This window comes from Helicobacter pylori oki112 (assembly GCF_000600085.1).
Lineage (GTDB): Bacteria > Campylobacterota > Campylobacteria > Campylobacterales > Helicobacteraceae > Helicobacter > Helicobacter pylori_CY.
Window position 1 is genome coordinate 1,341,285 of sequence record NZ_CP006821.1, and the last position, 21,314, is coordinate 1,362,598.

At 40.0% G+C, this 21,314-nt stretch carries 25 protein-coding genes; 14 read left to right on the forward strand and 11 right to left on the reverse strand.

All coding sequences use genetic code 11. The features are described from left to right. Positions 1–140: 140 nt before the first annotated feature. From rpsR to rpsF, 3 genes are read right to left on the reverse strand one after another with little or no spacing between them, the layout of a single operon-like run. Positions 141–398 carry a 30S ribosomal protein S18 gene (rpsR, locus tag HPOKI112_RS06360; RefSeq protein ID WP_000440196.1) on the reverse strand — a complete coding sequence of 86 codons (258 nt, stop codon included), beginning with the start codon at positions 396–398 and terminating at the stop codon, positions 141–143. 22 nt (positions 399–420) lie between these two features. Then, positions 421–966, reverse strand: coding sequence for a single-stranded DNA-binding protein (locus tag HPOKI112_RS06365; protein ID WP_025309975.1), 546 nt, complete (start codon positions 964–966; stop codon positions 421–423). 9 nt (positions 967–975) lie between these two features. Then, on the reverse strand, positions 976–1,404 hold the full coding sequence (rpsF, locus tag HPOKI112_RS06370) for a 30S ribosomal protein S6 (protein ID WP_001216701.1): 429 nt from the start codon (positions 1,402–1,404) through the stop codon (positions 976–978). Between rpsF and HPOKI112_RS08635 the strand changes: the two genes are divergently transcribed. After that, positions 1,396–1,578, forward strand: a complete 183-nt coding sequence (locus HPOKI112_RS08635) for a hypothetical protein (RefSeq protein ID WP_001120514.1) — start codon at positions 1,396–1,398, stop codon at positions 1,576–1,578. The genes rpsF and HPOKI112_RS08635 overlap by 9 nt on opposite strands. On the opposite strand, the gene holA is transcribed toward HPOKI112_RS08635, so the two are convergent. The 8 genes from holA to HPOKI112_RS06415 are packed head-to-tail and all read right to left on the reverse strand — an operon-like array spanning position 1,557 to position 10,515. Further along, complete coding sequence (gene holA / locus HPOKI112_RS06380) at positions 1,557–2,579, reverse strand: DNA polymerase III subunit delta (protein ID WP_025277118.1); 1,023 nt, start codon at positions 2,577–2,579, stop codon at positions 1,557–1,559. The two genes, HPOKI112_RS08635 and holA, sit on opposite strands and share 22 nt — an antisense overlap. Next, positions 2,569–4,503 carry an RNB domain-containing ribonuclease gene (locus tag HPOKI112_RS06385; RefSeq protein ID WP_025309976.1) on the reverse strand — a complete coding sequence of 645 codons (1,935 nt, stop codon included), beginning with the start codon at positions 4,501–4,503 and terminating at the stop codon, positions 2,569–2,571. Before HPOKI112_RS06385 ends, holA begins: the two co-directional genes overlap by 11 nt. Beyond that, the gene (locus tag HPOKI112_RS06390) at positions 4,503–5,294 is read right to left on the reverse strand and encodes a shikimate dehydrogenase (RefSeq protein WP_025309977.1); all 792 of its coding nucleotides are present in this window, start codon (positions 5,292–5,294) and stop codon (positions 4,503–4,505) included. The genes HPOKI112_RS06385 and HPOKI112_RS06390 overlap by 1 nt, the downstream gene beginning before the upstream one ends. Before the next feature lie 7 nt (positions 5,295–5,301). Next, positions 5,302–5,892, reverse strand: a complete 591-nt coding sequence (locus HPOKI112_RS06395; protein WP_025277121.1) for an SH3 domain-containing protein — start codon at positions 5,890–5,892, stop codon at positions 5,302–5,304. A gap of 8 nt (positions 5,893–5,900) precedes the next feature. Next, the gene (locus HPOKI112_RS06400; RefSeq protein ID WP_025309978.1) at positions 5,901–6,947 is read right to left on the reverse strand and encodes a microcin C ABC transporter permease YejB; all 1,047 of its coding nucleotides are present in this window, start codon (positions 6,945–6,947) and stop codon (positions 5,901–5,903) included. Next, complete coding sequence (locus tag HPOKI112_RS06405) at positions 6,944–8,725, reverse strand: extracellular solute-binding protein (RefSeq protein WP_025309979.1); 1,782 nt, start codon at positions 8,723–8,725, stop codon at positions 6,944–6,946. Before HPOKI112_RS06405 ends, HPOKI112_RS06400 begins: the two co-directional genes overlap by 4 nt. Continuing rightward, complete coding sequence (trpS, locus tag HPOKI112_RS06410) at positions 8,726–9,706, reverse strand: tryptophan--tRNA ligase (RefSeq protein WP_025309980.1); 981 nt, start codon at positions 9,704–9,706, stop codon at positions 8,726–8,728. A gap of 59 nt (positions 9,707–9,765) precedes the next feature. Then, positions 9,766–10,515 (reverse strand): methyltransferase domain-containing protein, encoded by a 750-nt coding sequence (locus HPOKI112_RS06415; RefSeq protein ID WP_025309981.1) that lies wholly within the window; start codon positions 10,513–10,515, stop codon positions 9,766–9,768. A gap of 123 nt (positions 10,516–10,638) precedes the next feature. On the opposite strand from HPOKI112_RS06415, the gene secG reads away from it, so the two are divergent. From secG to nuoH, 13 genes are all read left to right on the forward strand, one after another. Then, positions 10,639–11,241, forward strand: a complete 603-nt coding sequence (gene secG, locus HPOKI112_RS06420; RefSeq protein WP_025309982.1) for a preprotein translocase subunit SecG — start codon at positions 10,639–10,641, stop codon at positions 11,239–11,241. Then, positions 11,241–11,798, forward strand: coding sequence for a ribosome recycling factor (gene frr / locus HPOKI112_RS06425; protein ID WP_025309983.1), 558 nt, complete (start codon positions 11,241–11,243; stop codon positions 11,796–11,798). The genes secG and frr overlap by 1 nt, the downstream gene beginning before the upstream one ends. Positions 11,799–11,801: 3 nt before the next feature. Continuing rightward, positions 11,802–12,407 (forward strand): orotate phosphoribosyltransferase, encoded by a 606-nt coding sequence (pyrE, locus tag HPOKI112_RS06430; RefSeq protein ID WP_025309984.1) that lies wholly within the window; start codon positions 11,802–11,804, stop codon positions 12,405–12,407. Next, positions 12,397–12,861 (forward strand): RDD family protein, encoded by a 465-nt coding sequence (locus HPOKI112_RS06435; RefSeq protein ID WP_000201771.1) that lies wholly within the window; start codon positions 12,397–12,399, stop codon positions 12,859–12,861. Before pyrE ends, HPOKI112_RS06435 begins: the two co-directional genes overlap by 11 nt. Next, positions 12,858–13,547, forward strand: coding sequence for an SIR2 family NAD-dependent protein deacylase (locus tag HPOKI112_RS06440; protein ID WP_025309985.1), 690 nt, complete (start codon positions 12,858–12,860; stop codon positions 13,545–13,547). Before HPOKI112_RS06435 ends, HPOKI112_RS06440 begins: the two co-directional genes overlap by 4 nt. Before the next feature lie 112 nt (positions 13,548–13,659). Further along, on the forward strand, positions 13,660–14,061 hold the full coding sequence (locus HPOKI112_RS06445) for an NAD(P)H-quinone oxidoreductase subunit 3 (protein ID WP_001183543.1): 402 nt from the start codon (positions 13,660–13,662) through the stop codon (positions 14,059–14,061). Then, positions 14,061–14,540 carry a NuoB/complex I 20 kDa subunit family protein gene (locus tag HPOKI112_RS06450; protein WP_001183511.1) on the forward strand — a complete coding sequence of 160 codons (480 nt, stop codon included), beginning with the start codon at positions 14,061–14,063 and terminating at the stop codon, positions 14,538–14,540. The genes HPOKI112_RS06445 and HPOKI112_RS06450 overlap by 1 nt, the downstream gene beginning before the upstream one ends. After that, entirely contained in the window at positions 14,540–15,337 is a 798-nt protein-coding gene (locus HPOKI112_RS06455) for an NADH-quinone oxidoreductase subunit C (RefSeq protein WP_025309986.1), read from the forward strand. The genes HPOKI112_RS06450 and HPOKI112_RS06455 overlap by 1 nt, the downstream gene beginning before the upstream one ends. A 1-nt stretch (position 15,338) precedes the next feature. Continuing rightward, positions 15,339–16,568 (forward strand): NADH dehydrogenase (quinone) subunit D, encoded by a 1,230-nt coding sequence (nuoD, locus tag HPOKI112_RS06460; protein ID WP_000068229.1) that lies wholly within the window; start codon positions 15,339–15,341, stop codon positions 16,566–16,568. After that, on the forward strand, positions 16,565–16,795 hold the full coding sequence (locus HPOKI112_RS06465; protein WP_000819168.1) for an NADH-ubiquinone oxidoreductase subunit E family protein: 231 nt from the start codon (positions 16,565–16,567) through the stop codon (positions 16,793–16,795). Before nuoD ends, HPOKI112_RS06465 begins: the two co-directional genes overlap by 4 nt. A 2-nt stretch (positions 16,796–16,797) precedes the next feature. Then, positions 16,798–17,784, forward strand: a complete 987-nt coding sequence (locus HPOKI112_RS06470) for a hypothetical protein (RefSeq protein WP_025276334.1) — start codon at positions 16,798–16,800, stop codon at positions 17,782–17,784. Beyond that, the gene (locus HPOKI112_RS06475) at positions 17,781–20,321 is read left to right on the forward strand and encodes an NADH-quinone oxidoreductase subunit G (protein WP_025309987.1); all 2,541 of its coding nucleotides are present in this window, start codon (positions 17,781–17,783) and stop codon (positions 20,319–20,321) included. The genes HPOKI112_RS06470 and HPOKI112_RS06475 overlap by 4 nt, the downstream gene beginning before the upstream one ends. Next, positions 20,318–21,307 carry an NADH-quinone oxidoreductase subunit NuoH gene (gene nuoH, locus HPOKI112_RS06480; RefSeq protein WP_025309988.1) on the forward strand — a complete coding sequence of 330 codons (990 nt, stop codon included), beginning with the start codon at positions 20,318–20,320 and terminating at the stop codon, positions 21,305–21,307. Before HPOKI112_RS06475 ends, nuoH begins: the two co-directional genes overlap by 4 nt. Positions 21,308–21,314 lie beyond the last annotated feature (7 nt).

Sequence of the window (21,314 nt, forward strand, 5' to 3'; positions counted from 1 at the left end):
TAATATTAAATAATATTAAATAATATTAAATAATATTAAATAAGATTAAATAAGATTAAATAAGATTAAATAAGATTAAATAAGATTAAATAAGATTAAATAAGATTAAAAGGGGGCATGCCCCCTATTAGCCCAAAAATTTAGTGCTGTTTAAAAGGGCTATCCACGACTTTTTTCCTATCCACAATGTAGGGGATTAAAGCCATGTGGCGGGCTCTTTTGATCGCTACTTCCACCCTTTCTTGCCACTTTTTGCTGTTGCCTGTCAACCTCCTTGGCATGATTTTATAGCGCTCTGATAGCGTGTGCTTGAGCATGTCTAAATCTTTATAGTCAATAAAGCTGATTTTAGCTTCAGTGTATTTGCAATAGCGTTTTGAATAGCGTTTTCTTTCCATAATGTCTCCTTAATTTTAACCCTTAAAAGGGGATTTCTTCTTCATCAATATTGATTTCAGGCACGCTGTTTTGATACTTGGACGGCTGTGCTTGTAAATTCTCTTTAGCGTGAGCGTTTTGTGCATAACTTTGGGCTTGGTTAAAAGGATCTTGGCTAGGAGCGTTATGATTAGCGGGATAAGCGTTGTTGGAATTCTCATGCATCACGCTATCTTGCATAGCGTTTGCTTGGGGATTGTCTGACTTTTTATCCATAAATTGCAACGAGTCCGCTGTGATAGTGTGGCGGGAATTTTTTTTGCCCGTTTGATCCATCCAACTTTCATAAGTCAAACGCCCTTCTATCAAAACGCTTGAACCCTTGCTCAAATACTGGTTAGCGATTTCAGCCGTTCGCCCAAACAAACGCGCATCTATAAAGCACACCTCTTCGCCTAGCGTGCCGTCTTGTTTTTTAAAACGCCTGCTTGTGGCTAAACCTATTGTAGCCGCAGCCGAACCGCTAGGCAAATATTTCAACTCCACATTCCTGGTCAAACGCCCTACCATAATCACTTTATTAAACATGATAAGCCCTTATTCGCTATGAGATCCTACGCTTTCTGCTTCCTCTACATGGTGAGAATGCGTGTGTTCGGTTTTTTCGTGTTTTTCTTTGGCGTGCGATGGCTTTTTATTAGCCCTATCCACTAACGCATGCCACGCTTCTACTTCTTTCTTGCTTTCGTATTTGATCACAATGAAACGCAACACGTCTTCATTGATGCGATACAATCGTTCAAGCTCTAAAATCATTGACGGCTCTGCTTTGAAATACGCCACATAATAATAGCCTCTTTTGTGCTTTTTGATTTCATAGGCTAAATTACGCATGCCCATATCCAGGCTCGTTTCAATCACGCCGTGATGCTTAGTGATCACTTCTTTATAAAACTCAATTTTGGATTTAATCTCTTCTTCTACTAAAGTAGGTTTGAGAATAAACATCGTTTCATAATGCCTCATCCATTCTCCTTGTGGTTGTATAGCCCTTTTTTTACTAAAAAAGAGCAAGGTCTAAAAAACTTTCAATTATACCTTGCTTTCGCTTGTTTTTGGATTAAATTTAGTTTTATTGGAATATTAAAGCTCAAAACGAAAAACGCCTTAGGCATTTTTCAAGGGTTAATGATTTTTTGAATGGGGGTCAAATACAAAAAGCCCAATTCCTTTTGCCCTTGCATGCTTTGAATGTGCCATAACCTAAAAATTTCAAAAACCCTCTTATAGCCGGCTTCTTTCAAACGCAAGGCGTTTTTAGCGTAATTTTCGGTGATTTCTTTAGGAGGAGCGTAGCCTAAAACCTCTTTAGCGTCCACCAAGCCGGTCGTTTTAATGTGGGCGAAAAATAAAAAAAGCTGGTAAAAATACCGCTCTAACCCCCTTAAAATATCCGCATCCTTTTTGCCCTCTTTTAACAAATAATCATAAATATCAAGCACGCTTTTTTTCAAAAAAAGCCCTAAAATGAGCTTTTGCAAATCCATATCCCCCGCATTGGAGCTTAATTCTTGAATGTCTTCTAAAGTGATGGGTGTATTTAAAATCGCTAGCTTGTCTAAATCGTTAAACGAAATGCTTAAATCTTCGTTATTAATTTCAAAAAGAGCGTTTAAAAGATGGCTGCTGATGTCTAAATGTAAAAAATTAGCCATTTCTTGTAAGAATTTCAAACTCTCCCAAGTTTTAGGGGTAAAAAAGCGCGCGCAGATCGCTTCATCTTTCAAGGGGCTTTTTTGGAAAAATTTAACGATAAAATCGCTAGTGTATTTGTATTTGGTGGTGTCGCTTTTAGCATTATAAAGCCCTATGATAAGCCTGTTATGGCTAGGCCGCTCTAAAGCCTTTAAAAAAAGATTGATATCATTTTCTTTAAATTTCTTATGCAGTGCAAAATCCAGTTTTAAAACGACTAAACTGCTCCCTCCAAATAAAGAATCCTGCTCTAAAAGGGTCGCAATCTGGCTTTTTTCATAATCGCTCGCATAAAAAAGCGAAGTTTCTGTGTCAGGGTTATTGCGTTTAAAAAGCGTGCTAATCGTTTGAATATAATAATGGATAAAAAAATCAAACTCCCCATACAAAAACACCGCTTTAGGGAGTCGTTGTTTTAAATAATGGTCCAAATCTTTACGATACATGCTCTTTAATCCTTTCTGCGATTTCGCCTCTAACTTGCCCTAAAATCAAATCCGCATGCGTGATTTTAACGCATACCTTTTCTAAAGGCTTAAAAACCTTGTTCGTTTTGACTAAAACTTTAAGCCCTATAAATTCTTTTAACCCCACCACCACCCAATCTTTAACCTCCAAAACAACGCCCAAAAATTCTTTTTCTAAAAGTTCTAAAGCTAAGCGGGCGAATTTGCGCTTGATGAAATCCCTTTCAATCAAAGCGGCCTTTTTTTGCAAAGCGTTCAACTCAGTGCATAATTCAGGCGTTTCTTCTAACAAATACGAACAGCCTTTAGCTTGATGGAATAATAATTCTTTTAAAAGCCTGTGTAAGGCTAGATCGCTGTATCGTCTAATGGGCGAAGTGAAATGCGTATAGCTGGCAAACCCCAAACCAAAATGGCTTTCTTGCATAGGGCTATAAAGGGCTAAATTTTGAGATTTAATGATTAAGCGCGAAACTTCTCTTTCTAACTTCTTTTCTTTGGCTATCTTTAAAGCATGCTCTAAAAAAGAAAAAAAGCCCATGTTTTTAGGGCGCATGATCTCATAATCAAAAAGCTTGTCGTAGAGGCGTTTTTGCTGCTTTAAACTTGGCTCTTTATGGGTGCGGTATATCCCCTTATTTTGAAAATGCTTATCTAATAACCCTGCGCTAGATTGGTTGGCTAACAGCATGGCTTCTTCTATGAGGGTGTGCACATCGCTTTCTGTTTCTGTTTCAATTTTTTCTATACGCCCTTCTTTATTCAAATACAGCTTGTTTTCAAACGAATTGAAATTAAACCCTTTTTTTAAACGCTCCTTTTTTAACTTTAAAGCCATTTCTAAAAACCCCAAAAGGCTTTGTTGCAAACCTTTATCTAAAGAGCTTTGTTGGGTGGTTAAAAAATGATTGATTTCTTCATAAGTGCAATTAGCCCTAACTTCAATAACGCCTTGAAACAATTGGGCGTTTTCCAAATTATCTAAAGGGATTTCATACACTAAAGCCAGGCGTTTTTCAAACGCTTTTAGTGAGCATGCCCCTTGAGATAAACTCAAAGGCAGCATGGGATACACGCTATTAGGGAAATACACGCTAAAGCCCCTAATCCTAGCTTCTTTATCCAAACTGGAATATTTCGGCACAAATTCGCTCACATCAGCAACCGCCACAAACAAAACCCTTTTTTCTTGATCATAAAAAATCGCATCGTCAAAATCTTTAGCGTCTTTGGGGTCAATGGTGATGAAAGGGATGTGAGAATAATTGATCCTGTTTTTAAAATCGCTCGCTTTAAGTTGCGCGTAATGTTGGGCTAAATTCAAACAATCTTTAGAAAAACCTTTGATCCTGTCAAAAAGGCTTAAAGAAAGGTTTTCATCTATTAAAGGGTCTTCTAAAGCCCCTAAAATTTCGCTGATTTCACGCTTTTTAAAATCGATCTTTACCACGCAATGCCTAGGCAATTCTAATAAGGATTTTTGGCTGTGCTTTAAAAGAATGGGTTTTTTAAAAGGCTCTTTAAAAGGGATGGCCACAATCTGGTGATTTTTTTTAGCCAGGTAAGCTATCATCGTGTGATCTGTGTTTAAAAGAGCGGCTTTAAAAAAGGCTATGGGGCGTTTTTTAGAACATTCTATTTTGCATAAAATCAAAGCGTCTGTTTTAAAAGAAGAGGGTAAGTTTTTGATGAAAGGGTCTTTGGGGTAATTTTTCGCTAAAGAAATGAAAAACGCCTTATTTTCTACCCATTCAATTCTGCCTATATCAAAGCCTTCTTTTAAAAAATAGCGTTCCTTGTTGCATCCAAGCGCTTCTTTTAAAACGCCCTTTTCTATTAGAGGGGCGAATGATTTAGGGATCTTTTTAACCCCAAAAAACAAGCTTCTTAAAAACCCTTGCATCAAAAAACACTTCGCATGATTTCAAACGCTTTTGAATAAGGGATTTGAGAAGCGCTGAACTTTTCAAAACTTAAAGCAGCTTGATAGATAAGCATGTCTTTCCCGTCTTGAAAAGGGGTTTTTAACTCTTTGGCTAAAGACAAAAAGGGCGTTAAAAACCCATACGCCAAATCATAAGCGAGCTGGCCCTCTTTAAAATACCCTTTCAAAACCTCTTTATTTAAAGGCAATTTGTTATTCAAACTCGCTGAAGTGGCGTTAATAATCAAATCAAAAGCGCTTTTAGGAGGCTCCATGAAACAATCACAACCCAAGCGTTGGAAAAAATCCAATCCCCTAGCAGAGCGGTTCAACACGCTCACTTGTAAGCCTTGTTTTTTCAATTCACACGCTAGGGCTTTAGCGCTCCCCCCAGAGCCTAAAATCAGAGCGCTCTGGTAGCCCTCATTCCCCAAAGAGAGCCAGAAACCTAAAGCGTCGGTATTGTAACCCACAAGCTCATCATTTTCTAAAACAAGCGTATTGACCGCTCCGCATTCAAGCGCGATGCCCTTGATTTTGTCGCAAACCTGAAACGCCCTTTCTTTAAAGGGTAAGGTTACATTAGCCCCACTAAGCCCTAAAGTTAAAAACTCGTTTTTGATACGGCTTTCTAAAGGGAGTAATATGGGGTGGTAATGCCCCAAAAACCCTAATTCTTTTTGAAAAGTTAAAAAACAAGCGTTATGGATTAAGGGCGATTTGGAATGCTTAATGGGATTCCCAAAAACCCCAAAAGATTTTAATTTCATTATTCTTTCATTCAGCCTTTTTTAAAAGTTTTAAAAACACATAGCCCTTTGTTTCGTGAGAAAATTCAATTTCAGCCCAATCGTTTTGGATTTCTAAAACCTTCACGCTTTTATTTTTTAAAAGCAATCCCAAGATTTTACCTTTTGTGCTGGGAAAAGCGCGCACATTCACGCCACTGACTGCGACTTTATACTCTAAAGGTTTTTTTCCCATTAAGGGGGTTGTAGGGGTTTTTTGGTTGTTTTGAATGGGCGAGGCGCTGTCTTGTTTAGGCTCGTTTTCTTTTTCTTGCTCTTGTTTAGTTTCTTGTTTAGTTTCTTTTTCTTGCGTGGCTGTTTCTAAAGGTGGTGCTGTGTCTTTGGTGGGGCTTTCTTCTGTGGCGGTTGTGGTCGTGTTGGCTTCTTCTTGTTTGGGCGAAAGCGCGCTGTTTTGACGCTCTGTTTCGGTTTTTTCTGCATTTGGGCTTATTGGAGCGCTGTCTTTTTTCGCATAAAAACCAAGAGCAGCATGCGCTAAAGCATACAACAACATGAACGCCAAAACCACCAACAAAGGCCGCATAAAAAGTTTTAAAGAAGATTTCATCTCAGTTTTCATTCCTACTCTCAACGCTTTTCAAAATCAATCCTAGGGTCAATCACCACGCAGAGCAAATCGCTTATCAAACTCGCCACCAAACCTAAAAGCGTGAAAATATAAAGCGAGCCAAACACAACAGGATAATCCCTGCTCACAATGCTTTCATACCCTAAAAGCCCTAACCCATCTAGGCTAAAAACAATCTCTATCAACAAGCTTGAGCTAAAAAACATGCCCAAAAAAGCCTGCGGGAAACCCGCCACCACTAACAAAATCGCATTGCGGAATACATGTGCATAAAAAATACGCCCCACTGAACAGCCCTTAGCCTTAGCGCTCAATACATAAAGCTTGCCCATTTCATCTAAAAAAGAGTTTTTCACTAAAAGCGTAAGGCTTGCAAAACCCCCTAAAGAAATGCAAAGAACGGGCAAAGTGATATGCCATAAATAATCCTTGATTTTGCCTAATGCGCTCAAACTTTCAAAATTATCGCTCACCAGCCCCTTTAAAGGGAACCAATGCCAATAATTCCCTCCAGCAAAAAACACGATCAACACCACTGCAAACAAAAAGGCCGGGATAGCGTTAGCGACAATGATCACCACGCTGCTTAGCATGTCTAAAGGCTCGTTATTGCGTTTGGCTTTAAAAATCCCTAAAGGGATAGAAATGAGATAAATCAAAAGCGTGCTAAAAAACCCTAACGAAATGGATACCGGCAATTTTTCCTTAATCAAATCTATCACTTTAATCTGGCGATAAAAGCTCTCCCCAAAATCAAATTGTGCGTATTTTTTGAGCATGAGAAGGTAGCGCTCCCCTATAGGCTTGTCAAAACCATAGAGTTTTTTTAAATTTTCTAACAAATCGCTCTCCAACCCTTGAGACGCCCTATACGAACGCTCTTTAACAACGCCTTGAATCTCTTTGGACTGCGTGTTATTGATTTTAGCCATCATCTGCTCTATAGGGCCTCCAGGAGCCGATTGGATCAGAAAGAAATTAATCGTCATGATGGCCAATAAAGTAGGGATAATCAAAAGCAAGCGTTTGAGAATGTAAGCAATCATTTAGGACCCCTTTCTTTTTTTATCCACCATAAATACGGCGAAAATCCATAGCTAGGGCTGACTTCAGGCATGCCAATGTAATTATACGCCACGATCCTGTAATTAGGCAAATAAAAATGCGGTATCACATAAAACCCCCACAACAGCACCCTATCCATCGCTTGAATGGCGGCTAATTGCTCTTTATAATCTTTAGCGTTAATGATTTTTTCAATCAAATCATCTACCGCTTTACTAGAGATCCCCGCATAATTCCTTGAGCCTTTTTCTTTAGCACTCAAAGAGCCAAAATAAAAGCGTTGCTCATTACCCGGGAAAGACGATTGGCCTATCACCCCTACAATCATGTCAAAATCATAGCTTTTGACCCGATTGACATACTGGCTTAAATCCACTCTTTGGATTTTCATTTCAATCCCTAACACCCTTAAGTTTTTAGCAAAGGCTAGAGCCAGTCTTTCAAAAGCCGGGCTGTTTAAAAGCAAAGTGAAACTAAACGGCTTGTTATTCTTATCCACTAAACGCATGTTTTTGTAAGAAAAGCCCGTGCTTTCTAAAAGCTTTTGAGCGTATTTTAAATTTTCCCTCAAATTATAGCCCAAAACATCAGGCCCATCGGTTCTAGGCACGACATAAGGCTCTTTAAAAACCCTTTCATCCAAACTCTTTTCATAAGGGGCTAACAGAGCTTTTTCTTCAGGGCTTGGAAGAGGAGGGGACGCATAAATAGAATTGCTAAAAAAACTGGTGGTGCGTTTGTATTGCGAAAAAAACAAATTTTTATTCGCCCATTCAAAATCAAACGCATAAAATAAGGCTTCACGCACCCTTTTATCCTTAAAAATTTCCCGGCGCGTATTGAAGAAAAACCCTTGCATGCCGCTTGGCATTTTATGGGCTATTAGGTATTTAGTGATTTTTTTATTGTCCATAGCTTTCCCCACATAGCCCCTAGCCCAAACCTTAGCCGTGATTTCAATGCGCCAATCATACGCCCCGCTTAAAAAAGCCTGTAAAGCAATGGTTTCGTCTTTATAATACTCAAATTTGATCTCATCAAAATTGAATTGCCCCTTTCTGCTAGGCAAATTCCTCGCCCAATAATTAGGGTTTCTTTGGTAGGTGATTTTCTTGCCCACATCAAAAGAAGCGATCACATAAGGGCCGCTAGAAACAGGAATGAGTAAAGGGTTTTTGGTGAAATAATCCTTTTGAAACGCTTTTTTGGAAAAGATTTGCAACTGCCCTAAAATGAGAGGCAATTCTTTATTTTCAGTGGTTTTGAAAATGAACTTAACATGGTGCTTGTCTAAAATAACCGCCTTTTTAACATCTTGGTAATACTGCCGATAGAGAGGCGATCCTAATTCCATTATCGTATCAAAACTAAACTTCACATCGCTCGCTAAAATGGGAGCGTTATTGCTGAATCTCGCTCTTTTGTCTAAGGTAAAAATCACATAGCTGTTATCCTTAGCCACTTCTGCGTCTTTAGCGATTAAGGGGTATTCGGCAAAAGGTTCGTCCAAACTTTGCACCATTAAAGTGTCATAAATCAGATCCAAGCCTTCGGCTTTAGTGCCTTTAAGTATAAAAGGGTTAAGGCTATCAAAAGTCCCTATAGCGTCATTCCTTAAAACACCGCCTTTTCTAGCGTTAGGGTTAGCGTATTCAAAATGCGTGAAATTGTCTTTGTATTTAGGCTCTTCGCCCAAGTATAAATAAGGCGTAGCCTTAAGGAAACAAAACACCCCTAACCACAAACCTAAAATTTTCATCTAAACCAACCCCATCAATTCTTTAGCCTTTTGGTAAGTCGCTTGCGCTAAAGGCCTGGCTTTTTCAGCACCGCAATTTAAAACGGCTTTCACCTCATCATCGCTGATTTCTTTGTATCTTTCTTGGATGGGTTTTAAAGCCTGGATCACCACTTCAGCCAATTCCTTTTTAAAATCCCCATAGCCCTTATTTTTGAAGCGTTCTTCTATGTTTTCTGGGCTTTCATTGCTTAAAAGCATGTAGATATTTAAAAGGTTAAAAACGCCCTCTCTTTTTTCATCAAAGGCAATAACGCCCATAGAATCAGTGGCCGCTTTTTTGATTTTTCTTACAATAATGTCTGGCTCATCTAAAAGAAAAATCGCATGGTTAGCCCCTTGATGCGATTTACTCATCTTCACTTTTGGATCATCTAGCCCCATAACCCTTGCCCCCACTTTAGCGATCAAAGGCTCTGGCACTTTAAAGCAACTCCCAAAATCCCTGTTAAATTTTTCTGCAATGTTTCGTGTGAGCTCTAAATGCTGTTTTTGATCTTCGCCCACTGGCACTAAATCGCTTTGGTATAATAAAATATCTGACGCCATCAAAATAGGGTAATTGAAAAGCCCCACATTCACGCTTTTAGGGTTTTTTAAAGACTTGTCTTTGAATTGCGTCATTCTTTGCATTTCCCCCATAGACACCTGGCAATTTAATAGCCATGCTAAAGCCGGGTGCTCATCCACTTCACTTTGAATGAATAACCCCGATTGTTTAGGATCAATCCCGCAAGCCAAAAGCAATTTGACTAATTCATAGCTTTGGGATTTTAAAAATGCAGGATCTATGGGTAGAGTGATCGCATGCGAATTGACGACGCAAAAAAGGTTTTCATATTCATCTTGCGCCTCTACCCAATGCTTGATCGCTCCTAAATAGTTGCCCAAATGGATTTGCCCGGTCGGTTGGATGCCTGAAAAGACTCGTTTTTTGTGCATGTTGTTTCTCGCTCATTAGTTTAGCGTTTATTGTAACCACCTAATTTTAATATTTTAATTTATCTTAGTTTTTGAGAACGCTTGATTCCAGAAAAGAGTAACACTTCATAGCTCAATTTTTCAAACGCCATGTTTTGAAAAAAATGTTTTTTTTGCTTGAAGCTCAGCGTTGAGCCCCCCAAAAGACCGCATTTTTTAAGGTAATTCAAAGCGTCTTGTTTGCGGTTGAAATAAAGAGCGAAGCGCTTGTTTTCCAATTCTATTTGAAAATTTTTAAAAGCATTTTTGATTAAGGATTTGAGCGTTTTAAGATCCCTTAAAGGCGAAGGCGTGCCTAAAAACTCATGCACTTCATGCAAACTAAAATCCGTATGGATAGCTAAAGCCACCTCCTTACTAGAAAGAGCGATTTTTTCTAAAACGCTTTTTAAATCCCTTGCCCATTGCAAAGAAGAAGAAGACACAACCAGATCGTAATCGCAAAAAACATGTTCTTCAAAATCCGCATGCTCTAAAGAGATTTTTTGGATGTTGATAGAATGCGTGGGGTGTAATTTGAGCATGTTTATGGAATTATCCAAAGCGATAAAATTTTCAATCACAATATTTTGCCGCTCTAAAGCGTTAAAAACAGCCCCACTCCCCGATCCTAGATCCAAAACTTTATCGTAACGTTTTTGTTTTAAAAATTGAACAAGACAGATAGCGATTTGTTGCTGGATATGAGCAAAAAGGTGATAAGTTTTGGCATGCTTATTGAATGAATGCTGATTGAATGCAAGCTGATTGAATGAATGAAAAGAGTCCAACACCACCGCCTTTAACGCACCACGCTTGAAATTAAAACTAAATTTTAGTGTATTCTTAGCAAATTTTAGATAAGATCAAGCGTAATTTTTTCTAAATTTTAGGCATTTAAGGAATCAGTGTTTATGACGAGTGCTCTGTTAGGCTTACAAATTGTTTTAGCGGTATTGATTGTGGTAGTGGTTTTGTTGCAAAAAAGTTCTAGCATCGGCTTAGGGGCTTATAGTGGGAGTAATGAGTCTTTATTTGGCGCTAAAGGGCCCGCAAGCTTTATGGCGAAATTGACCATGTTTTTAGGGCTGTTATTTGTTGCCAACACCATCGCTTTGGGCTATTTTTACAATAAAGAATACGGCAAAAGCATTTTAGATGAAACTAAAACCAACAAAGAGCTTTCGCCCTTAGTCCCTGCCACCGGCACGCTTAACCCTACGCTCAATCCCACACTAAACCCAACGCTCAACCCTTTAGAGCAAGTCCCCACTAATCCTTTAATGCCAAAACAAACGCCTAACGAACTCCCTAAAGAACCAGCCAAAGCGCCTTTTATTGAAAGCCCCAAACAGAATGAAAAAAATGGTGCCAAAAAAGAGAATAAAGAGAATAATAATATAAAGGGCGTTGAAAAAACCAAAGAGGATACAAAAACGCCCCCAACCGCCCACCAAAAGCCTAAAACGCACACGCAAACCAACGCCCATACAAACCAAAAAAAGGATGAAAAATAATGTTACAAGCCATTTACAACGAAACCAAAGATCTAATGCAAAAAAGCATTCAAGCTTTAAATAGAGATTTTTCCACTCTAAGGAGCGCGAAAGTTTCAGTCAATATTTTAGATCACATCAAAGTGGATTATTACGGCACGCCCACGGCATTAAATCAAGTCGGCTCCGTGATGAGCTTGGATGCGACCACTCTTCAAATCAGCCCGTGGGAAAAAAACCTGCTCAAAGAAATTGAAAGATCCATTCAAGAAGCCAATATCGGCGTGAATCCTAATAACGACGGCGAAACGATCAAGCTTTTTTTCCCGCCCATGACAACCGATCAAAGAAAACTCATCGCAAAAGACGCCAAAGCGATGGGTGAAAAGGCTAAAGTGGCTGTAAGGAATATCCGCCAAGACGCTAACAACAAGATAAAAAAATTAGAAAAAGACAAAGAAATCAGCGAAGATGAAAGCAAAAAAGCCCAAGAGCAGATCCAAAAAACCACCGATGAAGCCATTAAAACAATTGATGAAAGCGTGAAAAACAAAGAAGACGCGATTTTAAAGGTCTAAACCATGGATATTAAGGCATGTTATCAAAACGCTAAAGCGCTGTTAGAGGGGCATTTCTTGCTCAGTAGCGGGTTTCATTCTAATTATTATTTGCAATCCGCTAAAGTTTTAGAAGATCCCAAACTGGCCGAACAATTAGCCAAAGAATTAGCCAAACAGATCCAAGAAGCCCATTTGAATATTGAATGCGTGTGCTCACCTGCTATTGGGGGGATCTTGGCTGGGTATGAGCTTGCAAGGGCTTTGGGCGTGCGTTTTATTTTCACTGAAAGGGTGGATAATATCATGGCTTTAAGGCGTGGTTTTGAAGTCAAAAAAAACGAAAGAATTTTAGTGTGTGAGGATATTATCACTACGGGAAAATCCGCTATGGAATGCGCTAAAGTTTTAGAAGAAAAGGGCGCTCAAATCGTGGCTTTTGGCGCTTTAGCTAATCGGGGCATTTGCAAGCGCACTCATTCTCATTTAAAAGCCCAAGATGATGCCTGTTTGCCTAGCCATTTGCCCCTTTTTGCTTTAGAAGATTTTGTTTTTGACATGCACAAGCCTAGCTCTTGCCCTTTATGCGCTACTAGCACTGCTATAAAGCCAGGAAGTCGTGGCAACTAAAAAAACCAAAAAAAATAAAACCCCCAAAAAAAAGCAAGCGTTAGAAAGCCCTTTAAAAGGGCTGTATCTCTCTTTGCGCTTAAAGGCCTTTATCACCGATATTTTTATGATTTATACCCCCATGCTTTACATAATGACCTATGCGATTTTAGGGAGTGCGAAGGATTTTAGGGAAAACCAGAGCGCGATTTTTTTATGCTTGCTTTTTTACGCCCTAACGCACAGCTTTTTTATCGCTTTTAAATCCCAAAGCCCTGGCATGCGTTACGCTCAGTTTAAATTAGTCAAAAACAATCGCAAAGAAGTGGGCTTTTTTTTAGCTTTGTGGCGGTTTGTTTTGTGGGTGTTGAGCATGGGGTTACTCATAGGGTTTGTTACGCCTTTTATTTTTAAGTTTTTTTTGCATGACAAACTCAGCGGCACTCATATTGAAATCATCAAGGAGGAAACATGAAAAATTTAGTGATCCTAAGCGGGGCTGGCATTTCAGCAGAAAGCGGGATTAAAACCTTTAGAGACGCTGATGGCTTGTGGGAAGGGCATGACATCATGGAAGTCGCCTCGCCTTATGGCTGGAAAAAGAACCCGCAAAAGGTGTTGGATTTCTACAACCAAAGGCACCGACAGCTTTTTGAAGTTTATCCAAACAAAGCCCATAAGGCTTTAGCGGAATTGGAAAAACACTATCAAGTTAATATCATCACCCAAAATGTAGATGATTTGCATGAAAGGGCGGGTTCTTCTCGCATTTTGCACTTGCATGGGGAATTATTAAGCGTTCGCAGCGAAAAAGATCCAAATTTGGTTTATAGGTGGGAAAAGGACTTGAATTTAGGCGAATTGGCCAAAGACAAATCGCAATTACGCCCTGATATTGTGTGGTTTGGCGAAGCGGTGCCTTTGCTTGAAGAAGCGATTTCTTTAGTCAAACAAGCGCATCTTTTAATCATCATTGGCACTTCTTTGCAAGTCTATCCGGCCGCTAGCCTCTACACGCATGCGCATAAAGACGCTCTCATTTATTACATTGACCCTAAGGCTAAAAACGCCCATTTACCCCAGAATGTCCAATGCATTAATGATAGTGCGGTGCATGCCATGCAAGATTTAATGCCCAAACTCATAGAAATGGCTTCTTAAGAGATGCTAAAAAGATGCTAAAATAATTTTTATTTTTTCAGCTAACGATTAGCAAAAACATGGTTTAATTGGCTTTGTCATTTGCTAATAGTTAAAGGAGTTTGAGAGTCTGATGCAACAAGCCACAGAAGCATTGAATCACCCCTATTTTGGCGTTTTTGTTTTGTTGGTATTCACCTTTTGGGTGTTTAACTTGACTTTAAGGATTCAAAGGTTTTTAAGCCGTAAAATGGCTCAAAAAAAGGGCGAAAAGCTCAAGCTCGCTCCCTATGAATGCGGGCCTGTGGCTCTCAAACAGCCTAATAGAGTGTCCCATCATTTCTATATCATGGCCATGCTTTTTATTTTATTTGATGTAGAAATCGTTTTCATGTTCCCTTGGGCGATTGGTTTTAAAAAATTAGGCTTGTTTGGACTCGTTGAAATGCTAGGCTTTGTCTTCTTTTTAACCATTGGTTTTATTTACGCTTTAAAGCGAAACGCTTTGAGCTGGCAAAAATTAGAGGTGAAATAATGCAACAAGCACCGGTTGTTCTAAGCACTTTGGATAAATTATTGAATTGGGGGCGTTCTAATTCGCTCTGGCCTTTAACCTACGGCTTGGCGTGTTGCGCGATTGAGATGATGGCAACAGGGGGTTCAAGGTTTGATTTTGACCGGTTTGGCACAATTTTTAGAGCGAGCCCTAGGCAATCTGATGTGATGATCATCGCTGGCACGCTCACTAAAAAGCATGCCGAATTTATGCGCAGGCTTTATGATCAAATGCCTGAGCCTAAATGGGTGATTTCTATGGGGAGTTGCGCTAACACGGGCGGGATGTTTAACACTTATGCGACCGTTCAAGGAGCAGATAGGGTAGTTCCTGTGGATATTTATTTGCCCGGTTGCGCGCCACGCCCAGAAACTTTACAATACGCTCTTATGGTTTTGCAAGATAAAATCAGACGCTCCAAAGCAATCAAACAAGACGCTCCTAAAAGGTTGGTATGATGGTAAGAAAACAATCCCCCTATGAAGATGTGCAAAAACAATCGCGCCAGCATGATCCTTATAAAATCATAGAACCCACCCCTAAAAAATATTTAGAGGGTAGCGCTTATGAGGTCATTTACAACCACCTTTCTTACAAACATGAGATTTTAGACAAATATATAGAGACTAACACGGCTGTGTTTTGGATCAAAAAAGACGATATTTTTTCTGTCGCTACGATTTTAAGGCATTTGGGTTATGAGTGTTTGAGCGAAATGAGCGCGATAGATTTGTGTGCTAAAAAAGGGTATTTTGAATTGTTTTATCAATTTGTGGGTTTTAGCGATAGCTGTAAGAACCGCCGTAGGGTGCGCGTGAAGTGTGTTTTGTTGCCTAATGAGAGCGTGGATTCTTTGAGTTTTTTATACCGATCGGCTAATTGGAGCGAGAGGGAAGCGTATGATTTGCTGGGTATTGTGTTTGACAAACACCCTTATTTGAAACGCCTTATCATGCCGCATGATTGGGTAGGCCACCCTTTATTGCGTTCTTATCCACTCAAAGGCGATGAATTCGCTCAATGGTATGAAGTGGATAAAATTTTTGGCAAAGAATACCGAGAAGTGGTGGGCAAAGAACAGAGAGACAGCGCGAGAGTGGATGAAAAAGACACTTTCAATTTTGCAAAAATTGGCTATGAGCAGGGCAAGGGTGAAGAATTAAAAGAAGTAGAAGAAAAACATGCGTTTAAGAAAATCCCTTTTGTCAAAGATTTGCACAAAATCGCCCCCACTATCTTAAAAAAGAGGCTATAAAATGGCTCAAAATTTCACGAAACTCAACCCTCAGTTTGAAAACATCATTTTTGAACATGACGACAACCAAATGATTTTAAACTTTGGCCCTCAACACCCCAGTAGCCATGGGCAATTGCGCTTGATTTTGGAATTAGAGGGCGAAAAAATCATTAAGGCTACCCCTGAAATTGGCTACTTGCATAGAGGCTGTGAAAAGTTAGGCGAAAACATGACCTATAACGAATACATGCCCACTACTGACAGGTTGGATTACACTTCTTCTACCAGTAATAATTACGCTTACGCTTATGCGGTAGAGACCTTGCTCAATTTAGAAATCCCACGCCGAGCGCAAGTGATCCGCACGATTTTACTAGAGCTTAACCGCATGATTTCACACATCTTTTTTATCAGCGTGCATGCTTTAGATGTGGGGGCGATGAGCGTGTTCTTGTATGCGTTTAAAACGAGGGAATACGGGTTGGATTTGATGGAGGATTATTGCGGGGCTAGGCTCACGCATAACGCTATAAGGATTGGGGGCGTGCCTTTGGATTTACCCCCTAATTGGCTAGAAGGCTTGAAAAAGTTTTTAGGCGAAATGAGGGAATGCAAAAAACTCATTCAAGGCTTATTGGATAAGAATCGCATTTGGCGGATGCGCTTGGAAAATGTGGGCGTTGTAACGCCCAAAATGGCGCAAAGTTGGGGCATGAGCGGTATCATGTTAAGAGGGACTGGGATCGCTTATGACATTAGAAAAGAAGAGCCTTATGAGCTTTATAAAGAGCTTGATTTTGATGTGCCGGTGGGCAATTATGGCGATAGCTATGATCGGTATTGTTTGTATATGTTAGAAATTGATGAAAGCATTCGCATCATTGAACAACTCATTCCCATGTATGCTAAAACCGATACGCCTATCATGGCTCAAAACCCGCATTATATTTCCGCCCCTAAAGAAGATATAATGACGCAAAACTACGCCTTGATGCAGCATTTTGTTTTAGTGGCTCAAGGCATGCGCCCGCCTGTTGGGGAAGTGTATGCTCCTACAGAAAGCCCTAAAGGGGAATTAGGGTTTTTTATCCATTCAGAGGGCGAGCCGTATCCTCATAGACTAAAAATCAGAGCCCCTAGCTTTTATCACATTGGGGCTTTAAGCGATATTTTAGTGGGGCAATATTTAGCGGATGCGGTAACCGTGATTGGCTCAACCAATGCGGTGTTTGGCGAGGTGGATAGATGAAACGCTTTGATTTACGCCCCTTAAAAGCGGGTATTTTTGAACGCTTAGAAGAATTGATTGAAAAAGAAATGCAACCTAATGAAGTCGCTATTTTCATGTTTGAAGTGGGGGATTTTTCTAATATCCCTAAGAGCGCTGAATTTATCCAATCTAAAGGGCATGAGCTTCTCAATTCTTTGCGTTTCAATCAAGCGGATTGGACGATTGTCGTAAGAAAAAAGGCTTGATTTTGAGCGGCTTTAACCCCTTAAATTCTCCCTTAAGCGCAAGCTCTTCAATTAGTTTGAAAGAAGCCTATTATTTAGAAAAATTATCTCTTCAAAAAGGGTTTGAAATCAATTACAAATTGAGCGAAGATAGCTTAAACCTTTTAGAAAAAAGCGATTTGTGCGTTTTGTTTGGGGGGTTTTCAAACGCTTGTTTGAATGAAAACGAACGATTGATTTTAGGAAGCATTAACCAATCAAAACGCCCCTATGCCCTGTTAAGACCCTTACAAGATACAAGAGACTTGCAAGAAAATTGCCTTTTTGCGTCGTATGAAATCCACACGGAAGCGGCGATTTTAGCCTTGATTTTAAGGGGCATTTTAGAAAAAACTTCCCAATTAAAAGGGCATGTTTTAGAAAAGGTTGATGTGGGGTATTTAAGCTCTGAAGCGAACATGAGCGAAGAAGAACTACAAGAACTTATCGCTCTTATCATTAAAGCGAAAAAAAGGGCGCTTGTTTTAAATAGAGAAATCACTAAGCATGCTGACAACGCCTTTTTATACACCCTTTTAAGCGAGTTGCAAAATTACCTAGAAATTTTGCATATCCCTTGCAATAATTCAAGTGCAACCTCCGCTTTTTATGATTCTAACGATCAAGAATGGCTTCTAGAAACCGCCTTAAAAGAGGGCATTTTGCCTTTTGAATCGCAACTCCAATCAAAAGATTTAGAGCTTTTAGAGCGAATGAGTGAGGCTAACGGCTCGTTTGTCTATGTTTCTTATAAGAGCCTTGAAACCCCCAAATTATCTTTTTCCAAGCAATTTAAGATCGCTAACAAGATTAAGCATTCTAAAGCAGAGTTTCAAATCTCAAATAAGACGCTAGAATGCGAGTTAGAAGAAAGCCCCCATTTGAAGGGTTTGATTGCGATTTTAGAGGGGGCGTTTTTTGACGCTTACCCTTATATCCCTATTTTATCCCACTCTCAAGGAATTTCATGATCACAATGAATATCAATGGCAAAACGATTGAATGCCAAGAGGGACAAAGCGTTTTAGAGGCTGCTAGGAGCACTGGGATTTACATCCCTACTATTTGCTATTTAAGTGGTTGCTCGCCCACAGTCGCATGCAAAATGTGCATGGTTGAAATGGATGGCAAACGGGTTTATAGCTGCAACACGAAAGCCAAAAATAACGCCACCATTCTCACTAACACCCCAACGCTCATGGATGAAAGAAAAAGCATCATGCAAACTTACGATGTCAACCACCCCCTAGAGTGTGGCGTGTGCGATAAGAGCGGGGAGTGCGAATTGCAAGACATGACGCATTTAACCGGCGTAGAGCACCAACCTTATGCGGTGGCTGATGATTTTAAAGCGCTAGATTCATGGGCAAAAGCCTTGTATGATCCTAATTTGTGCATCATGTGCGAAAGGTGCGTAACCACTTGCAAGGATAATGTGGGCGAAAACAACCTCAAAGCCACTAAAGCCGACTTGCATGCTCCGGATAAATTTAAAGACAGCATGTCCAAAGACGCTTTTAGCGTGTGGAGTCGTAAGCAAAAAGGCATTATTTCTTTTGTGGGCAGCGTGCCTTGCTATGATTGCGGGGAATGCATTGCGGTATGCCCTGTGGGTGCTTTGAGCTATAAAGATTTCGCTTACACGGCTAACGCATGGGAACTCAAAAAGATCCATTCTACTTGTTCGCATTGCTCAGCCGGGTGTTTAATTTCTTATGATGTGCGCCATTTTGATACTCTAGGCGAAGAATCTAAAATTTTTAGAGTGCTTAATGATTTTTACCATAACCCTATTTGTGGGGCAGGCCGTTTCGCTTTTGATGTGAGCTCTAGCCCTAAAGGCAGTGCTAATCTTAAAGAAGCACAAAACGCTCTCAAAGAATGCGAAGCGGTGCGAATAGGTGGAGACATCACGAATGAAGAGGCGTTTTTAATAGAGCGTTTGAGGAAAAAACTTGATTTTAAAATCTACAATCAAGAAGCGTATCATTTCCAGCAATTTTTAAAAGTATTGGGCGAAGTTAAACGCCCCAGTGTTGAAGAGATTAAAACTTCTCATTTAGTCATTACGATAGGATCTTCTATCAAAACAGAAAACCCTTTGGTGCGCTATGCCATCAATAACGCCCTCAAACTCAATAAAGCTTCTTTGATCGCTATGCACCCTATCAAGGATAACGCGTTAGTGAATTTGTGCCGAAGCTCTTTTTGCATCACCCATGAAGTGGGGGCTGAAGAAATCCTTTTAGGCATGCTTTTAAAAATGCTTAACATTGAAAGCATGGCCCTAAAAAGCTTAGAAGATTCCAAGCAAAGCATTGTAGATGAAGCGGCCCTTAAAGCCTTAGAAGAAGAGCGAAAAAAAGCTTTAGAACAAGCCAAGCAAGGGTGCAGTGTTGGAGAAGGAGAAAATAAAACAGAAAATCAAGAAGAGGATAAAACAGAAGCAGCCACCCCAAAAGAAGAAAATCAAGAAGGAAACAAGACAGAGGTTAAAGAAGAAAGCGTTGAAGTCCCTACCAAAACCACTTATTTGTTGCTTGAAGAAGCGGGCATCAATTTAGAAACTTATGAAAAAATTCTGACTCTTTTGCAAAAATCAAATAACACCCTGCTAGTGGTTGGCGAAGAAATCTATAGCCATAAACAAGCCCACAATATCGCTAAAATGTTGCGTTTGTTAGCCCAAAAAAGCGCTATTAAACTCGTTCTTATCCCCCCAAGCGCAAACGCTTTAGGCATCGCTTCCCTTTGTGAATTGAGCGAAGAAGTTTTTGAACATGAAAAAATTGTAGGCATTCGCGCTCAAGGGGATTTCACCATTAATAGCGATGATAGGGTTTTTGGAAAAGACGCTGTCAGCAAAGTGGATTTTATTTTACCCAGTCTCAACCAGCTAGAAGGCACGATCACTAATATTGAAGGGCGCGTGTTGCCCTTAAAACCGGCTTTAAGGTTTGAAGGCTATGATTTGAGCGATATTATGCAAGGCTTTGGCTTTGTGGAAGAAAACCTCACAGAATGCACCCACAAACTCCCTACAGAAGCGGGCTTTAAAGCCATAGAATTTGACCATCTAACCAACTATTTCACTAACGACAGAGTCAATCACAGAGGCTATCTGCTAGGAACAAGCCCTTTTGAAAAGAGCGCTAAAGAATGCGAAACCACAGAATGCGAACCTATCAAGCCTCTAAAAGAAAAAATCGCTTTCAACGCGTATTTGAAATACCCAGAAACGCAATTCAATAACGCTACCAATAAAAGCGAGAATTTGCAATTAAAAGCCGGTGTCTATGTGTCTAAAGCTTTCTTAAAAAAATTGAATAAAGAAGTGGGGCAAAGCATCACTTTATCTAAAGAAGAAGAGGAATTAACAGGCGTTTTGTATCTTGATGAAAGCTTGGATCAAGAGGTGTTCGTTATATCGCCTTCTCTTTTGAAAAACCATTCTGGCTTTTTTAGAGAGGGCGTGTTTGATAGCGTGGATTTAAAGGAGCAAGCATGAGCGCTTATATCATTGAAACCCTGATTAAAATTTTGATTTTAGTCGCTGTTTTTTCAGCTTTAGGAGGCTTTGCCACTTATATTGAAAGGAAAGTGTTAGCCTATTTCCAACGCCGTTTAGGGCCTTGTTATGTGGGGCCTTTTGGGCTTTTGCAAGTCGCAGCAGACGGCATTAAGCTTTTCGCCAAAGAAGACATTATCCCCCAAGGTGCTAACAAGTTCATTTTCACGCTAGCGCCCATTATTGCGATGGTGAGTGCGTTTGTGTCCATGGCGCCTATCCCCTTTTTCCCTAATTTCACTCTGTTTGGCTATGAGATCAAGCCCCTTATTTCTGACATTAACATTGGCTTTTTGTTTTTCTTAGCCGTGGGTGCAGCAGGGATTTATGCGCCTATTTTAGCCGGGCTTGCTTCTAATAACAAATACTCTTTAATCGGTTCAGCAAGAGCGACGATCCAATTACTCAGCTTTGAAGTGGTCAGCACTTTAACCATTCTAGCCCCTTTAATGGTGGTAGGATCGCTCTCTTTAGTGGAAATCAATCATTACCAAAGCGGTGGGTTTTTAGACTGGCTTGTGTTTAAGCAGCCTCTAGCGTTTGTTTTGTTTTTGATCGCAAGCTATGCTGAATTGAATCGAACCCCCTTTGACTTGTTAGAGCATGAAGCCGAGATTGTAGCAGGGTATTGCACCGAATACAGCGGCTTGAAATGGGGCATGTTCTTTTTAGCGGAATACGCGCATTTATTCGCTTTTTCTTTTGTGATTTCTATTGTGTTTTTTGGCGGGTTTAACGCATGGGGCTTTATCCCTGGAGGCATAGCGATTTTGATTAAAGCGGGCTTTTTTGTCTTTTTATCCATGTGGGTTAGAGCGACTTATCCGCATGTGCGCCCAGACCAACTGATGGATATGTGCTGGAAAATCATGCTGCCTTTAGCGTTATTGAACATTGTGCTAACAGGCATTATCATTTTAATTTAAAGGAGGT

What these genes read in the sequence shown, in the direction of transcription:
- rpsR (WP_000440196.1), bottom strand. Translation starts at nt 398, where the DNA reads ATGGAAAGAAAACGCTATTCAAAACGCTATTGCAAATACACTGAAGCT.
- HPOKI112_RS06365 (WP_025309975.1), bottom strand. Translation starts at nt 966, where the DNA reads ATGTTTAATAAAGTGATTATGGTAGGGCGTTTGACCAGGAATGTGGAG.
- HPOKI112_RS08635 (WP_001120514.1), top strand. Translation starts at nt 1,396, where the DNA reads ATGCCTCATCCATTCTCCTTGTGGTTGTATAGCCCTTTTTTTACTAAA.
- rpsF (WP_001216701.1), bottom strand. Translation starts at nt 1,404, where the DNA reads ATGAGGCATTATGAAACGATGTTTATTCTCAAACCTACTTTAGTAGAA.
- holA (WP_025277118.1), bottom strand. Translation starts at nt 2,579, where the DNA reads ATGTATCGTAAAGATTTGGACCATTATTTAAAACAACGACTCCCTAAA.
- HPOKI112_RS06385 (WP_025309976.1), bottom strand. Translation starts at nt 4,503, where the DNA reads ATGCAAGGGTTTTTAAGAAGCTTGTTTTTTGGGGTTAAAAAGATCCCT.
- HPOKI112_RS06390 (WP_025309977.1), bottom strand. Translation starts at nt 5,294, where the DNA reads ATGAAATTAAAATCTTTTGGGGTTTTTGGGAATCCCATTAAGCATTCC.
- HPOKI112_RS06395 (WP_025277121.1), bottom strand. Translation starts at nt 5,892, where the DNA reads ATGAAAACTGAGATGAAATCTTCTTTAAAACTTTTTATGCGGCCTTTG.
- HPOKI112_RS06400 (WP_025309978.1), bottom strand. Translation starts at nt 6,947, where the DNA reads ATGATTGCTTACATTCTCAAACGCTTGCTTTTGATTATCCCTACTTTA.
- HPOKI112_RS06405 (WP_025309979.1), bottom strand. Translation starts at nt 8,725, where the DNA reads ATGAAAATTTTAGGTTTGTGGTTAGGGGTGTTTTGTTTCCTTAAGGCT.
- trpS (WP_025309980.1), bottom strand. Translation starts at nt 9,706, where the DNA reads ATGCACAAAAAACGAGTCTTTTCAGGCATCCAACCGACCGGGCAAATC.
- secG (WP_025309982.1), top strand. Translation starts at nt 10,639, where the DNA reads ATGACGAGTGCTCTGTTAGGCTTACAAATTGTTTTAGCGGTATTGATT.
- frr (WP_025309983.1), top strand. Translation starts at nt 11,241, where the DNA reads ATGTTACAAGCCATTTACAACGAAACCAAAGATCTAATGCAAAAAAGC.
- pyrE (WP_025309984.1), top strand. Translation starts at nt 11,802, where the DNA reads ATGGATATTAAGGCATGTTATCAAAACGCTAAAGCGCTGTTAGAGGGG.
- HPOKI112_RS06440 (WP_025309985.1), top strand. Translation starts at nt 12,858, where the DNA reads ATGAAAAATTTAGTGATCCTAAGCGGGGCTGGCATTTCAGCAGAAAGC.
- HPOKI112_RS06445 (WP_001183543.1), top strand. Translation starts at nt 13,660, where the DNA reads ATGCAACAAGCCACAGAAGCATTGAATCACCCCTATTTTGGCGTTTTT.
- HPOKI112_RS06450 (WP_001183511.1), top strand. Translation starts at nt 14,061, where the DNA reads ATGCAACAAGCACCGGTTGTTCTAAGCACTTTGGATAAATTATTGAAT.
- HPOKI112_RS06455 (WP_025309986.1), top strand. Translation starts at nt 14,540, where the DNA reads ATGGTAAGAAAACAATCCCCCTATGAAGATGTGCAAAAACAATCGCGC.
- nuoD (WP_000068229.1), top strand. Translation starts at nt 15,339, where the DNA reads ATGGCTCAAAATTTCACGAAACTCAACCCTCAGTTTGAAAACATCATT.
- HPOKI112_RS06465 (WP_000819168.1), top strand. Translation starts at nt 16,565, where the DNA reads ATGAAACGCTTTGATTTACGCCCCTTAAAAGCGGGTATTTTTGAACGC.
- HPOKI112_RS06475 (WP_025309987.1), top strand. Translation starts at nt 17,781, where the DNA reads ATGATCACAATGAATATCAATGGCAAAACGATTGAATGCCAAGAGGGA.
- nuoH (WP_025309988.1), top strand. Translation starts at nt 20,318, where the DNA reads ATGAGCGCTTATATCATTGAAACCCTGATTAAAATTTTGATTTTAGTC.